Consider the following 13,287-nt stretch of genomic DNA (forward strand, 5'->3'; position numbering starts at 1 on the left):
AATACCTGTGGGAGTTGCTCACAGAATTTGTGTTCAAGCCCAATACCTGTGGGAGCTGGCTTGCCAGCGATGAGGCCCGATCAGGCGACGGATATCCCGCCTTCGCCAGCCAACTTGCGGTTCAACTGATACCGCCACCGCACATACAACAGCGCTGAACAGAACACCGCCAGGCTCGCGGCCATCTCCAGCACGCCGAACATCTGCCGGTTCGGGTCATACGCGGCCAACGCGCCTTTGATGAAATACAGGTTCACCACAAAGCACATCCATGAATGCCCGCGGGCGTTGCCGACAATCATCCCCGGCGCGAGCAACAGCAACGGCACCAGCTCGATCAGCAGAATCACCCATGGCCGTGCACCGTGCAGATCGGCAACCATCAAGTAGTAAACGCAGAGCAATCCCACCAGACCAAAAAAGCACAGCAGACTGATGACGCGCATCGCCTTGACGCGCGGTTCGAGCCATTCGATGGCGGGCAGGACCTTCGGCTTCTTGGCCACCTTCAACCCTCCAGTTTCTGCGCAGTCTTGGCCAGGCGCATGCCCAGTGCACGGCACAGCGCCACTTCATGAGCGTCCAGACCGCTTTTGCCATCGGCTCCGGCGTGATGACTGGCGCCGTACGGCGTGCCGCCACCCTGGGTTTCCAGCAACGCCGATTCGCTGTAGGGCAGGCCGGTGATCAACATGCCTTGGTGCAGCAATGGCAGCATCATCGACAGCAGGGTGGTTTCCTGGCCACCGTGCAGGCTCGCCGTGGACGTGAACACGCCGGCCGGTTTGCCCACCAGCGCGCCGGTCAGCCACAGGTTGCTGGTGCCATCGAGGAAGTACTTGAGCGGCGCCGCCATGTTGCCGAAACGAGTCGGACTGCCCAGTGCCAGGCCAGCGCAGTTTTTAAGGTCGTCGAGGCTGGCATAGAGCGCGCCTTCGTCGGGAATGTCCGGCGCCACGGCTTCGCATTCCGTGGAAATCGCCGGCACGGTACGTAACCGCGCTTCAAGGCCAGCCTGCTCGACACCGCGGGCAATTTGCCGGGCCATTTCATTGGTCGAACCGCTGCGGCTGTAGTACAGCACCAGAATGTACGGCGCACTCATGGCAACAGTTCCAGAATCTGCTCTGGTGGACGACCGATGACGGCTTTATCGCCGACTTCGAGAATCGGACGTTCCATCAGTTTCGGGTGGGCGGCGATGGCTGCGATCAATTGCGCTTCGCTCAGGCTGCCGTCCGCGAGGCCGAGGGTCTTGTATTCGTCCTCGCCGGTGCGCAGCAGTTGCCGGGCACTAATGCCGAGTTTGCCCAACAGACCCTGGATTTGCGCGGCGTCGAGCGGGGTTTCCAGATAGCGCACCACGGTCGGCGTCAGGCCACGGGCTTCGAGCAGTTCGAGCGCACCGCGGGATTTCGAGCAGCGCGGGTTGTGATAAAGCGTCAGATCGGTCATGAGCGGGTCGCATCTTGCGTAAGGTGGCGGCTATTCTAACTGTGCAGCGCGTAATCCAGAACCTTGGGAGGCGATGGGTCGCAGGCGCATTCAATTTTTGACAAGGAACACGACATGACAAGGCGACTGGCAGCAGCATTGACGATCATTGGGGCGTTGCTGTTGGGGGGCTGCGGAAACGACTACGGGATTGACCAGAATGGACAGAAAGTCGCCGCCGAGCGTCTGGATGGCAAATGGCTGGTGCTCAATTACTGGGCTGAATGGTGCGGGCCGTGCCGTACCGAGATCCCGGAGCTGAACGCCTTGGCCGATCAGCTCCAGGGCAAGAAGATCGGTGTGTTCGGGGTCAACTTCGACAATGTGCAGGGCGAAGAGCTGAAAAGCGCCAGTGAGAAGCTTGGAATCAAATTTACCGTGCTGGCCCAGGACCCTTCAGAAGTGTTCGAACTGCCACGCAGTGAGGCATTACCGGTGACCTATATCATCGATAACAAAGGCAAGGTGCGTGAGCAATTGATGGGAGAGCAGACAGCGGCGGGGGTGATGGCGAAGCTGGAGGCGTTGCAGGCGCAGAATTGAATCGAGGGATGATGATCGTTCCCCCGCTCTGCGTGGGAACGCCGCCCGGGACGCTTTGCGTCCCTGTGACGCGGAGCGTCACTTGATCATTCCCACGCAGAGCGTGGGAATGATAAGGGAGGAGGGGACATCAACCTTCCTCAAGCCACCAGCGCAGCGGCTTGCCTTCGGCCGGCCAGAAACGCATCTGATCGATTGACGATACGTCCCAGCGTTGCACGTTTTCCAGCGCCTGAAGGAAGCGTTTTTCCTGCTCCATCAGCGCCGGCGCGCAGAGTTTGCGGGTGCTGCCGATTTTGCCGAAGCTCAGCTTGTTGCCTTCCAGGGTGTATGGCGCGAACCAGTGGTTGCAGCCACCATTGCCGTAAGCGCGACCATCTTCGCCGAGCGTGATGGTCAGGTGGCTGTAGTCCATCAACGGACGTTCGCCGATCCACTCCAGAATGTAGCTGCGGTTTTGTTGCAATTGCACCGGATCGGCAGCACAGCCCATCAGGCTTGCACCGACCAGCGCGGCCAGGGCGAGGTGTTTCATCACGCAGGCTCCTGGCACTTCGGGCACAGGTGCTTTTCGCCGACGGTGGTCCAGCCCAGCTCGGCAATCCGCGCAGTGGCGGCTGGCTTTTCGGCCTTGTTGCCCAACTTGGCGTCGACCGCGAACTCGAAGCTCAGCTCTTTTGCACAGCTGTCGCAGTTCACCTGCCAGGTGTGGATCGCCAGTTCGCCGAACACCGGGCCACTGGCTACCGCAACCCATTGCCCGGGTGGATTGATCAAGTGGCGAACCGTTTCGACGGTCAGGCGCATGGACAAGTCCTTGGCGCCCTTGAGGGTCACTACCAACACGTCGTTATTGCGAATCGAGCCGCCGTTGCCGGTGACTTGATAGCGCCCCGGCACCAGGGCGCGGCATTCGGTGAGGGTGTGTTGCGGGTTCATCAGGCTGTAGCGGAAATCGTGTTCGACCATGGGTCCTCCAAATATGCGCGATATGCTAGCACGGGCATTCGCGTTGCATGGTGCGGGCACATGACCTTCGATCAGGTTCAGTCGACTGTGACCAGGTTTTGCGCAGTGCCAGCGTTCCAGGTCGCAATGTTGTCGAGGGTGGTCGCGGCAATCGCGCCAAGGGCTTCGCGGGTCAGGAACGCCTGATGCGCGGTAATGATGACGTTAGGGAACGTCAGCAATCGCGCCAGGACATCGTCCTGCAACGGCAGGTCGGAACGATCCTCGAAGAACAGCTGCGCTTCCTCTTCATACACATCCAGCCCCAGATAACCCAATTGCCCGCTCTTGAGGGCGTCGATCAGCGCCGGGGTGTCCACCAGGCCACCGCGACCGGTATTGATCAACATCGCCCCCGGTTGCATGTGCGCCAAAGACTCGCGGTTGATCAGATGCTTGCTCTGTCCATTGAGCGGGCAGTGCAGGCTGATGATCTGCGATTCGGCCAGCAGTTGCGGCAAGTCCAGGTAACGGGCACCGAGTGCTTCGACCTGGGGATTGGGGTACGGGTCGTAAGCCAGCAACCGGCAGCCGAAACCGTTCATGATTTTTGCGAATGTAGCGCCGATCTGCCCGGTACCGACCACGCCGACGGTCTTGCCCACCAGGTCGAAACCGGTCAGCCCGTGCAGGCTGAAGTCGCCTTCGCGGGTACGGTTGTAGGCCCGGTGCAAACGTCGGTTGAGCGCCAGGATCAGCGCCACTGCATGCTCGGCCACCGCATGGGGCGAGTAGGCCGGGACGCGCACCACCGCCAGCCCGAGGCGTTTCGCCGCTGCAAGGTCGACATGGTTGTAACCGGCCGAACGCAGGGCAATCAGGCGTGTGCCGCCCGCCGCGAGGCGTTCGAGCACCTGTGCACTGAGATCATCATTGATGAAGGCACAGACGACCTCGTGATTTTCGGCCAGCGCCACTGTATCAACGCTCAGCCGCGCCGCCTGAAAGTGCAGCTCGATACCGGGCGGCAGATCCGCGGCGAGAAAACTCTCGCGGTCGTAGTTCTGGCTGCTGAATAAAATCGTGCGCATGTGTTCTCCCTGAAGACTCAGCGTTTTCAAGATCAAAAGATCGTCGCCTGCGGCAGCTCCTACATTAGTCCTTCCCGCTACCGGCGTCTTTGCGCCAGGTCAGGCATTGATGCGCGCCTGGGCGGCCAGACGATTGATTGCCCGGTCGAGTTCTTCGAGTGCGCTGTAGGCTTTCGGGTCCTGTTGCTTGAGCAGGGTTTCGCTGCGTTGGCAGGCGGCGCGCAGTTGCGGCACGCCGCAGTAACGGGTTGCGCCGTGCAGGCGATGGACACGTTCGATCAGCGCGTTGTGATCGCGGCTTTCCTGGGCCTGGCGGATCGCTTCACGGTCGGCTTCCAGCGACGCCAGCAACATCGCCAGCATGTCTGCCGCCAGATCGGCCTTGCCCGCGGCCAGACGCAAGCCTTCTTCGTGATCGAGCACTTGCAACTCAAAGGCACCGTTGTGGCTGTCGCTGGCGCGCTCCGGGCTATGGTTGCGCAGCGCCAGGCCACTCCATTTCAGCACCACCTGCGCCAGTTGCCGCTCACTGATCGGTTTGGTCAGGTAGTCGTCCATGCCGCTTTGCAACAAGGCGCGTTTTTCATTGGCCATGGCATGGGCGGTGAGCGCCACGATCGGCAGCGGTGTGCAATGCCGCTCGCTCTCCCACTGGCGGATCGCCTCGGTACTTTGCCGTCCGTCCATTCCCGGCATCTGCACGTCCATCAGCACCAGGTCGAAGGTCTCGTTTTGCACCGCTTTGACGGCTGCGTAGCCGCTTTCCACGGCGAGCACCTTGGCGCCCATGTCTTCGAGCAACGTCTGCACCAGCAGCAGATTGGCCGGGTTGTCGTCAACGCACAGCACTTTAGGCGCGCGACTGGAAACCGGTTCGCCGGGTTCGCTGCGAATCTGGCGCGGGTTGACCAGGTCGGACAGTGCGCGTCGTAACTTGCGGGTGCAGGCCGGTTTGGCCTGGAGTTGGCTGTGAGGGTTGGGCACCGAGAGGTGGAACAGCGTCTGCTCCGTGGTCGGGCAGAGCACCAGCACTTTGCAACCAAGGTGTTCGAGGTCCCAGATGTATTGATTAAGGCGCTCGGGCGGCATGTCATTGCTGGTGACGCCCAGCACCGCCAGGTCGATGGCCTGATCGGTCTGATGGACGCCAGTCACGCCATTGGTCAAGCTTTCCAGCGTGTTGAACGGCGTGACCGCGAGACCGCAATCTTCCAGTTGATGCTGCAGCGCCTGACGGGCCAGGTCATGGTTTTCCAGCACCGCCACACGACGACCCGACAGCGGCGGGCCGGGCAGGTCTTCGGCATCGTCGCGGGTTTTGGGCAGGCTCAGGCTGATCCAGAACTCCGAACCTTCGCCCGGTGTACTGTCGACACCGATCTCGCCGCCCATTTGTTCGATCAGTCGCTTGGAAATCACCAGCCCCAGCCCCGTGCCGCCCGGTTGCCGGGACAGTGAGTTATCGGCCTGACTGAAAGCCTGGAACAGCGCGCGTACGTCCTGGCTCGACAGGCCGATGCCAGTGTCCTGAATACTGATGCGCAGTTGCACACTGTCATCGTGTTCTTCTTCGAGCATGGCCCGGGCGACGATGGTGCCTTCGCGGGTGAACTTGATGGCGTTGCTGACCAGATTGGTGAGGATCTGCTTGAGCCGCAGCGGGTCGCCGACCAGCGACAAAGGCGTGTCGCGATACACCAGGCTCACCAGCTCAAGTTGTTTGGCGTGGGCAGCGGGGGCAAGGATGGTCAGGGTGTCCTGCAGCAGATCGCGCAAGTTGAACGGAATATGGTCGAGCACCAGTTTGCCGGCCTCGATTTTCGAAAAGTCGAGGATCTCGTTGATGATCCCCAACAGGCTGTCGGCAGACTTTTCGATGGTGCCCAGATAATCGAGCTGGCGCGGGGTCAACTCGCTTTTCTGCAGCAAATGGGTAAAACCGAGAATACCGTTGAGCGGCGTGCGGATTTCGTGGCTCATGTTGGCCAGGAATTCGGATTTGATCCGGCTCGCCTCCAGTGCCTCCTTGCGCGCCAGGTCGAGTTCGATGTTCTGGATCTCGATGGTTTCGAGGTTCTGGCGAACATCTTCGGTGGCCTGGTCGATGCTGTGCTGCAATTCTTCCTGGGCATTTTGCAGGGTGCCAGCCATGCGGTTGATGCCCGATGCCAGTTCGTCCAGCTCATGACTGCCAAGGGGTGGCAGCCGGGTTTCCAGATGACCGTCCTTGAGTTGGGCTACGGCCTGCTTGATCTGGGTCAGCGGCCGGTTGATGGTGCGGCCCATGCGCAAGGCCAGCAACGCCGCGCCACCCAGGCCGGCGGCGATCATCATCAGGCTGGCGAACAGGCTGCGGTAACCGCGCAGCAACATGCCATTGTGCGACAGTTCGAGCTCGACCCAGCCCAACAGGCGATCGGCCTCATCGGGTATCACATCGCCTGCCAGATTACGATGCTTGCCGAACACCGGCAGCAGATAACGCGTCGCATCGCTGCCACTGCGCCGCAACATTTGCGAACCATCGCCCAGCGGCGCCTGGTTGAGCATGGTCGGTCCCGCATGGGCCAGTAACGTGCGGTCAGGTGCGAGGAAAGTTACGGCACGCACGTCCGGCTGCTCGAGGGATTGCGTAGCGATGCGTTCGAGCAGCTCGTTGTTTTTATGGCCCATGGCCGGCGCTACCAGCGGCGCCAGTTGCTCGGCGATCATTTCGCCACGTTGCATGAGTTGGGTTTGCAAGTCCGATTGCTGCATCCAGGTGAAATAACCACCCAGGACCAGCGCCATGAGGCTGGTCGGCAATAGAGTCAGCAACAGCACGCGGCCTTTGATTCCCAGTTTCTTGAGCACGCATCTCTCCTGCATCCAGCTATCGATAGTCCTGCACTCGCGTGTGGCATGCACCACCTGCGCAGTGTAGCGATTTGCTGGCGGGCAATCTTCGTAAAATTGATGTCGTCGTTCGTCGGCCAGTTCGGGCCTTTTCAACGGTTGCGCAAAGTGTCGGGTTGCCTCAGGCGAAGCAATCTTGAATAATTATCAACTGAGAATTATTTGCAGATACTCATGACTCCCATCGCCTCTGGTCATCCGCGCATCCTTTCCATCGAAGACGATCTCGTGCTCGGTGCTTATGTCCATGAGCATCTGGGCCGCAGCGGCTTTCAGGTGACCTGGTGCCAGAACGGCCAGGAAGGCCTCGCCGCTGCCCGCGAGCAAGCCTTCGACGTGGTGTTGATGGACATTCTGTTGCCCGGACTGGACGGGTTGTCAGTGCTGACGCAATTGCGCCAGAGTCACTCCACCCCGGTGTTGCTGATGTCGGCGCTGGGGGCCGAAGCGGATCGCATCAGTGGCTTTAGCCTGGGGGGTGATGATTACCTGACCAAGCCGTTCAGCATGGTCGAGTTGCGGGTACGCATCGAAGCGATCCTGCGCCGCGTCGCCCTCGACCGTCGGCCGACGCCGGCAGCGATTGCGCCGCCGCGGGACAGCCTGCATTTCGACGATGAACAGTCCGAGGTTTTTTACGGCGAGCGAGCCGCCGGCCTGACCCGCAGCGAATACCGCTTGCTGGAAACCCTGAATCGCAATGACGATGAAGTGTTGAGCAAAGCCTTCCTTTATCAACATGTCCTGCAACGCGGTTACTCTGCCCATGACCGCAGTCTGGACATGCACATCAGCCAGATCCGCCGCAAGCTCAAGGCCATCGGCTATACCGAACGCGAAGTGCGGACGGTCTGGGGCAAGGGCTACATTCTGAGCGCCAGTGATGAAATGTAATGTGCCGGGCCGGCACTCGCTATTCTGGAAGCTTGCCTGTTTGCTGGTCGCATTCTGTTTGCTGATGATCTGGTTGAGCTGGTCCTGGGGTCGTTATATGGAACAGCGCAATCAGTTCCTCTCCGATGATGCCCGCAGAACCCTGACGCACTACGCCGCCGAAGCCGAACAAGCCTGGCAGTTGCGCCAGAACGCCGGCATCGATGACTGGTTGCAGGCGATGCATCAGCGGGAAAAAGGCTGGGTCGGTGTCATCGGCGGTGATTTGCAGTCTTTGAGCAACCAGTCACTTTCGGACAAGGAAATCGAGCGCCTGACCTTCCTGCGCGGATTGGATTGGCCGATCCACAAAAAAGGCCGGCCGTGGATGCGGGTACCGTTCCCTGGCGACCCGTCCACCGGGAGCCTGGTAATCGAGTTGCCCGAACGCTTTCTGCCGGGACAATATCGGGTGTTCTGGCGGGTGATCACCAACGGTGTGATTCCGGGCTTGTTCACATTGCTGTTATGCGTCGGGCTGTATCGCCTGTTGGTGGTACCACTCAATCACTTGCGTGCTCAGGCCAATGCCTGGCGGGTCGACCAATTGAGTGTGCGGCTGTCGAGCCGCACGACCAATCGTACCGATGAGCTGGGTGAACTGGGCAGAGCGTTCGATCATATGTCCGAACGTCTGCAAAGCACGGTTGCGTTGCAACAGCAATTGCTGCGCGACCTGTCCCACGAATTGCGCACACCACTGAGTCGCCTGCGGGTGGCCAGTGAAAGCGAGCAGGGCCTGGAGTCGTTACGCGAACGTATTGGTCGTGAAGTCGACGGCATGCAGCGATTGGTGGAAGACACGCTGCAACTGGCCTGGCTTGACACCGAACGCACCCGATTGCCTGATGAAGCGATCCAGGTCCAGGCATTGTGGGAAATGCTCACCGAAAACGCCTGCTATGAAAGCTGCTGGCCGAACGGGCAGTTGCTGTGTTCGGTGGACGCTTCCTGCTGGGTTCGCGGCCATCTCGATACGTTGGCCCAAGCGCTGGAAAACATGTTGCGCAATGCTATTCGTCATTCACCCAAGGGCGGCATCGTCCTCCTTGGTGGCCGGCGTGACGGCGAGTACTGGCATCTGTGGCTGGAGGACCAGGGTGGCGGCGTGGCGCAAGCCGATCTGGAACGGATCTTCCTGCCTTTCACCCGCCTCGATGGCTCGCGGCCCGGGGACGGCGGGTTTGGTCTGGGCCTTAGCATCGCGAGGAATGCGGTGCAGCGACAGGGCGGGCAGCTGTGGGCCGAGAATACGGGTAGCGGGTTGCGGATGAACATGCGGCTGATCGCGGATGAAAGCCAAGTCAGTGATAGCGCTTGCGCCAGCAAGACTGCGCCTGCACTGGCGTCCCTTCAAACTCAGTAAGTGCGAGCTGCAAGGTCAGCCAAGCCCTCAACATCTGCTCACGCCGGAGCGTTCCGGCATTGTTGTACGACATTTCCGAAAGGGTATCAGCGGCATTTTCATACTTCCTTGACCGATTAAGCTCTGGCCTTCAATCATCCTCAAGGAACAGAACATGACTGCACCGGACGTAACCAGCGGCACATCAGATGATCGTTTCAGCGAAGTGCTCGCGCTGATCCACGGTGCCAGACAGCAGGCCATTCGAGCGGTCAATACGCAACTGATCGAGTTGTACTGGCAGGTCGGTGCTCATATCAGTCGCAAGCTGGAACGGGCCGAGTGGGGCGATTCCGTGGTCGGTCAATTGGCTGAGCATCTGGCAAGGACGCAACCGGGGTTGCGCGGGTTTACCCGGCGTAACTTGTTCCGTATGCGCCAATTCTACGAGGCCTATCGGGGCGATGAAAAAGTGTCAGCACTGCTGACACAATTACCCTGGACCCACAACCTGCTGATTCTGACTCAGAGCAAGCACCCTCAAGAGCGCGAGTTCTATTTACGTATGGCTATCCAGGAGAAGTGGTCAACTCGTGAGCTGGAGCGCCAGTTCAAGGCAGCATTATTTGAGCGCAGCGTTACTCAGCCGGCAAAAATCTCAACAGCACTGAAACATACCCATCCCTCGGCGCTGGAGATTTTTCGTGACGCCTACATGCTCGAATTTCTCGACCTGCCCGGAACCCATGCCGAAACCGATTTGCATCAGGGGCTGCTGGCGCGTCTCAAGGAGTTCCTGATCGAACTGGGCCGTGATTTCTGTTTTGTCGGCTCCCAATACCCGCTGCAAGTTGGCGGGCGGGATTTCGCCCTGGACCTCTTGTTCTTCCACCGGGGACTTAACTGCCTGGTAGCCATTGAACTCAAGGTCGGTCGTTTTGAGCCGGAGTATCTGGGCAAGCTGAACTTCTACCTGGAAGCACTGGACCGCGACGAACGAAAGCCTCATGAGAACCCTGCCATTGGAGTCCTGCTTTGTGCCAGCAAGGAAGATGAGGTGGTTGAATATGCGCTCAACCGCAGCCTGTCGCCTGCGCTTATCGCTGAGTATCAGGTACAACTGCCGGACAAACTGCTGTTGCAAGCCAAGCTGCACGAGTTCTACGCATTGAATGTCGGGCAAGCGGATGAGGACTGAGCCAGGGCTTATTCCTGTTAGCCATAAGCACCACACTTTGCGTGATATGGCCTTCGAACGTTTGCCGGTATGATAGGCGCCCCCGCAGTCTGGATTGCGAATACGCCATGACCTTGCAGTACCCAACCATCGCCGATTGCGTCGGCAACACTCCGCTGGTTCGTTTGCAGCGCCTGCCTGGCGCCACCAGCAACACCCTTTTGCTCAAGCTTGAAGGGAATAACCCGGCGGGTTCGGTCAAGGACCGTCCGGCGCTGTCGATGATCACCCGCGCCGAGCTGCGTGGGCAGATCCATGCCGGCGATACGCTGATCGAAGCGACTTCGGGTAACACCGGTATTGCGTTGGCCATGGCCGCCGCGATCAAGGGTTACAAGATGATCCTGATCATGCCCGACAACTCCAGCGCTGAACGCAAGGCTGCCATGACCGCTTATGGCGCCGAGTTGATTCTGGTCAGCCAGGAAGAAGGCATGGAAGGCGCCCGCGACCTCGCCCAGCGCATGGAGGCCGAAGGCCGTGGCAAAGTGCTGGATCAGTTCGCCAATGGCGACAACCCCGAGGCGCATTACACCACCACTGGCCCGGAAATCTGGCGTCAGACCCAGGGCACCATCACCCATTTCGTCAGCTCCATGGGCACCACCGGCACCATCATGGGGGTTTCGCGGTACCTGAAAGAACAGAGCGACGCCGTGCAGATCATCGGCCTGCAACCGATGGAAGGCTCGGCGATCCCGGGTATCCGTCGCTGGCCCCAGGAATACCTGCCGAAGATCTATCAGGCCGATCGCGTGGACCGGATCGTCGACATGGCGCAAAGCGAAGCCGAAGACGTGACCCGTCGACTGGCCCGTGAAGAAGGCATCTTCTGCGGCGTGTCCTCGGGCGGCGCAGTGGCAGCGATGCTGCGTCTGTCCAAAGAAGTTGAAAACGCGGTGATCGTCGCGATCATCTGCGACCGTGGCGACCGTTACCTGTCGACCGGCATTTTCGACGCGCCCAACTGATGGCCAAACATGAAAGAGGCCTGCGCTTCCAGCCCACCGGCGGCAGCAAGGCCCCGCAAGTCCCGACCGGCAAAAAACAGCGCCTGACCATCGAGCGCCTGGCCAATGACGGTCGCGGTATCGCGTTTTTCGAAGGGCGTACCTGGTTCGTCATCGGCGCATTGGCCGGTGAAGAGATCGAAGCGCGTGTACTTGGCGCCCACGGCAAAGTGGTCGAGGCGCGCACCGAACGGGTGTTCAAGGCCAGCGAACTGCGCCGCCCGGCACCGTGCGCCCACGCCGGCCGTTGCGGCGGTTGCAGCGTGCAGCATCTGCCACATGACGAACAGCTCGCACTGAAACAGCGCATGCTCGCCGAGCAGTTGTCCAAGGTCGCCGGCGTCGAGACCGAAGAGTGGGCTGTCCCGTTGAGCGGTCCAGAGTTCGGCTACCGTCGCCGCGCCCGCGTAGCCGTGCGATGGGACATGAAGGCCAAGATGCTCGAAGTCGGTTTCCGCGCCGCCGGCAGCCAGGACATTGTCGGCATCAATGAATGTCCGGTGCTGGTACAACCCTTGCAGCCGATCATGACCGGCTTGCCGCCGATGTTGCGCCGCTTGAGCAAACCTCAGGCACTCGGGCATGTGGAGTTGTTCAGCGGCTCATCACTGGCGGTTTTGCTGCGACACATGGCGCCATTGTCCGAAGGCGACCTGACCATTCTCAAGGATTTCTGTGCGCTCCATGAAGCCCAGTTGTGGCTGCATGGCGACGGCGAGCCGCAACCGGTCGAGGCCGGTCAGGCGCTGGGCTATCGTCTTGAGCAGTGGGATCTGGAGTTGGCTTATCGTCCAGGGGATTTCATTCAGGTCAACGCCGGCGTCAACGAAGCGATGGTTGCCCAGGCGCTGGACTGGCTGAAACCTGCGACGGATGAGCGGGTTCTCGATCTGTTCTGCGGTCTCGGCAATTTTGCCTTGCCGCTGGCCAAGGCCACTCGCGAAGTGGTGGCGGTGGAGGGCGTGCAGACGATGGTTGATCGGGCGGCGGCAAACGCGGCTAGCAATAATCTGCATAACGCGAAGTTTTTTCAGGCCGATTTATCCCAGCCGTTGACCGATGCCGAATGGGCGCGGGAAGGCTTTTGTGCGGTACTCTTGGACCCACCGCGTGACGGTGCTTTCGAGGTTGTGCGCAAGCTCAGGACGCTGGGTGCCGAACGGTTGGTATATGTGTCGTGCAATCCGGCAACTCTGGCGCGCGACACGGTCGAATTGATCAAGCAGGGCTACCGGTTAAAACGTGCCGGGATTCTCGATATGTTTCCTCAGACGGCACATGTCGAGGCCATGGCGTTATTTGAAGCGAGCTAGGATGCTCGTCTGGTCCGACTGGCCCGCCCGTGCAACCGCGCATCAGCCCGACGTGGGCGCACGGGCAACGAAGGTCAGCGATTTGACGCATTGAATCTGCGTCGTAGGGAAGGTAAGCAAGATGGTACAGGTGAGAGCACACCAGCCGATCAACACCGACGGCAGTATCAATCTCGAGGCTTGGCTCGATCATGCGGTCAGTGTCGATCTGGCGCTGGATCGCGAAGCCTTGAAAGAGGCTTGCGAGTTCGCTCGCGAGTCTGAGCAGCAGGCCAATGCGGCCAAGAATTTATGGTCGGAAGGCAACTCGAGTTTCCGTACCGGCCTTGAAATCGCCGAAATTCTCGCCGACCTCAAACTCGATCAGGATTCGTTGGTCGCTGCGGTCCTGTACCGAGGCGTGCGCGAAGGTCAGATCCCGTTGCCGGCGGTCAGCCAGCGCTTTGGTCCGGTGGTCGCCAAACTCATCGACGGCGTG

14 protein-coding genes are annotated in these 13,287 nt (G+C 60.2%); 7 read left to right on the plus strand and 7 right to left on the minus strand.

The window, feature by feature from the left end:
* Positions 1 to 80 precede the first annotated feature (80 nt).
* Genes D8V06_RS19065 through arsC form a run of 3 tightly spaced genes read right to left on the minus strand, consistent with a single transcriptional unit; the run spans position 81 to position 1,455 of the window.
* The gene (locus tag D8V06_RS19065; RefSeq protein WP_130931539.1) at positions 81 to 506 is read right to left on the minus strand and encodes a DUF2069 domain-containing protein; all 426 of its coding nucleotides are present in this window, start codon (positions 504 to 506) and stop codon (positions 81 to 83) included.
* 2 nt (positions 507 to 508) lie between these two features.
* Positions 509 to 1,105 carry an NAD(P)H:quinone oxidoreductase gene (wrbA, locus tag D8V06_RS19070; protein ID WP_130931540.1) on the minus strand — a complete coding sequence of 199 codons (597 nt, stop codon included), beginning with the start codon at positions 1,103 to 1,105 and terminating at the stop codon, positions 509 to 511.
* Positions 1,102 to 1,455 (minus strand): arsenate reductase (glutaredoxin), encoded by a 354-nt coding sequence (gene arsC / locus D8V06_RS19075; protein WP_056853132.1) that lies wholly within the window; start codon positions 1,453 to 1,455, stop codon positions 1,102 to 1,104. Before arsC ends, wrbA begins: the two co-directional genes overlap by 4 nt.
* 114 nt (positions 1,456 to 1,569) lie before the next feature.
* On the opposite strand from arsC, the gene D8V06_RS19080 reads away from it, so the two are divergent.
* Positions 1,570 to 2,037, plus strand: coding sequence for a TlpA disulfide reductase family protein (locus tag D8V06_RS19080; protein WP_130907419.1), 468 nt, complete (start codon positions 1,570 to 1,572; stop codon positions 2,035 to 2,037).
* Between the two features lie 130 nt (positions 2,038 to 2,167).
* Here D8V06_RS19080 and D8V06_RS19085 read toward each other — a convergent pair whose 3' ends face one another.
* The 4 genes from D8V06_RS19085 to D8V06_RS19100 form a co-directional block, all read right to left on the minus strand.
* The gene (locus D8V06_RS19085) at positions 2,168 to 2,572 is read right to left on the minus strand and encodes an META domain-containing protein (RefSeq protein ID WP_056853130.1); all 405 of its coding nucleotides are present in this window, start codon (positions 2,570 to 2,572) and stop codon (positions 2,168 to 2,170) included.
* The gene (locus tag D8V06_RS19090; protein ID WP_007988765.1) at positions 2,572 to 3,006 is read right to left on the minus strand and encodes a hypothetical protein; all 435 of its coding nucleotides are present in this window, start codon (positions 3,004 to 3,006) and stop codon (positions 2,572 to 2,574) included. Before D8V06_RS19090 ends, D8V06_RS19085 begins: the two co-directional genes overlap by 1 nt.
* A gap of 77 nt (positions 3,007 to 3,083) precedes the next feature.
* Entirely contained in the window at positions 3,084 to 4,076 is a 993-nt protein-coding gene (locus D8V06_RS19095) for a 2-hydroxyacid dehydrogenase (protein WP_130931541.1), read from the minus strand.
* Positions 4,077 to 4,175: 99 nt separating this feature from the next.
* Positions 4,176 to 6,929, minus strand: coding sequence for a response regulator (locus tag D8V06_RS19100; protein WP_056853128.1), 2,754 nt, complete (start codon positions 6,927 to 6,929; stop codon positions 4,176 to 4,178).
* Between the two features lie 216 nt (positions 6,930 to 7,145).
* On the opposite strand from D8V06_RS19100, the gene D8V06_RS19105 reads away from it, so the two are divergent.
* From D8V06_RS19105 to D8V06_RS19130, 6 genes are all read left to right on the plus strand, one after another.
* Positions 7,146 to 7,865, plus strand: coding sequence for a response regulator transcription factor (locus tag D8V06_RS19105; RefSeq protein WP_130931542.1), 720 nt, complete (start codon positions 7,146 to 7,148; stop codon positions 7,863 to 7,865).
* Complete coding sequence (locus D8V06_RS19110; protein ID WP_130931543.1) at positions 7,855 to 9,270, plus strand: sensor histidine kinase; 1,416 nt, start codon at positions 7,855 to 7,857, stop codon at positions 9,268 to 9,270. Before D8V06_RS19105 ends, D8V06_RS19110 begins: the two co-directional genes overlap by 11 nt.
* A 154-nt stretch (positions 9,271 to 9,424) precedes the next feature.
* On the plus strand, positions 9,425 to 10,447 hold the full coding sequence (locus tag D8V06_RS19115) for a PDDEXK nuclease domain-containing protein (RefSeq protein WP_130931544.1): 1,023 nt from the start codon (positions 9,425 to 9,427) through the stop codon (positions 10,445 to 10,447).
* Positions 10,448 to 10,554: 107 nt separating this feature from the next.
* Positions 10,555 to 11,457, plus strand: coding sequence for a cysteine synthase CysM (gene cysM, locus D8V06_RS19120; protein WP_056853124.1), 903 nt, complete (start codon positions 10,555 to 10,557; stop codon positions 11,455 to 11,457).
* Entirely contained in the window at positions 11,457 to 12,809 is a 1,353-nt protein-coding gene (gene rlmD, locus D8V06_RS19125; protein WP_130931545.1) for a 23S rRNA (uracil(1939)-C(5))-methyltransferase RlmD, read from the plus strand. Before cysM ends, rlmD begins: the two co-directional genes overlap by 1 nt.
* Before the next feature lie 121 nt (positions 12,810 to 12,930).
* Positions 12,931 to 13,287, plus strand: a 357-nt coding sequence (locus tag D8V06_RS19130) for an HD domain-containing protein (RefSeq protein ID WP_130931546.1), incomplete at its 3' end; no start/stop codon positions are given.

The sequence above is a fragment of the Pseudomonas sp. Sample_24 genome (assembly GCF_004307605.1).
Lineage (GTDB): Bacteria > Pseudomonadota > Gammaproteobacteria > Pseudomonadales > Pseudomonadaceae > Aquipseudomonas.

What these genes read in the sequence shown, in the direction of transcription:
- wrbA (WP_130931540.1), bottom strand. Translation starts at nt 1,105, where the DNA reads ATGAGTGCGCCGTACATTCTGGTGCTGTACTACAGCCGCAGCGGTTCG.
- arsC (WP_056853132.1), bottom strand. Translation starts at nt 1,455, where the DNA reads ATGACCGATCTGACGCTTTATCACAACCCGCGCTGCTCGAAATCCCGC.
- D8V06_RS19080 (WP_130907419.1), top strand. Translation starts at nt 1,570, where the DNA reads ATGACAAGGCGACTGGCAGCAGCATTGACGATCATTGGGGCGTTGCTG.
- D8V06_RS19085 (WP_056853130.1), bottom strand. Translation starts at nt 2,572, where the DNA reads ATGAAACACCTCGCCCTGGCCGCGCTGGTCGGTGCAAGCCTGATGGGC.
- D8V06_RS19090 (WP_007988765.1), bottom strand. Translation starts at nt 3,006, where the DNA reads ATGGTCGAACACGATTTCCGCTACAGCCTGATGAACCCGCAACACACC.
- D8V06_RS19095 (WP_130931541.1), bottom strand. Translation starts at nt 4,076, where the DNA reads ATGCGCACGATTTTATTCAGCAGCCAGAACTACGACCGCGAGAGTTTT.
- D8V06_RS19105 (WP_130931542.1), top strand. Translation starts at nt 7,146, where the DNA reads ATGACTCCCATCGCCTCTGGTCATCCGCGCATCCTTTCCATCGAAGAC.
- D8V06_RS19110 (WP_130931543.1), top strand. Translation starts at nt 7,855, where the DNA reads ATGAAATGTAATGTGCCGGGCCGGCACTCGCTATTCTGGAAGCTTGCC.
- D8V06_RS19115 (WP_130931544.1), top strand. Translation starts at nt 9,425, where the DNA reads ATGACTGCACCGGACGTAACCAGCGGCACATCAGATGATCGTTTCAGC.
- cysM (WP_056853124.1), top strand. Translation starts at nt 10,555, where the DNA reads ATGACCTTGCAGTACCCAACCATCGCCGATTGCGTCGGCAACACTCCG.
- rlmD (WP_130931545.1), top strand. Translation starts at nt 11,457, where the DNA reads ATGGCCAAACATGAAAGAGGCCTGCGCTTCCAGCCCACCGGCGGCAGC.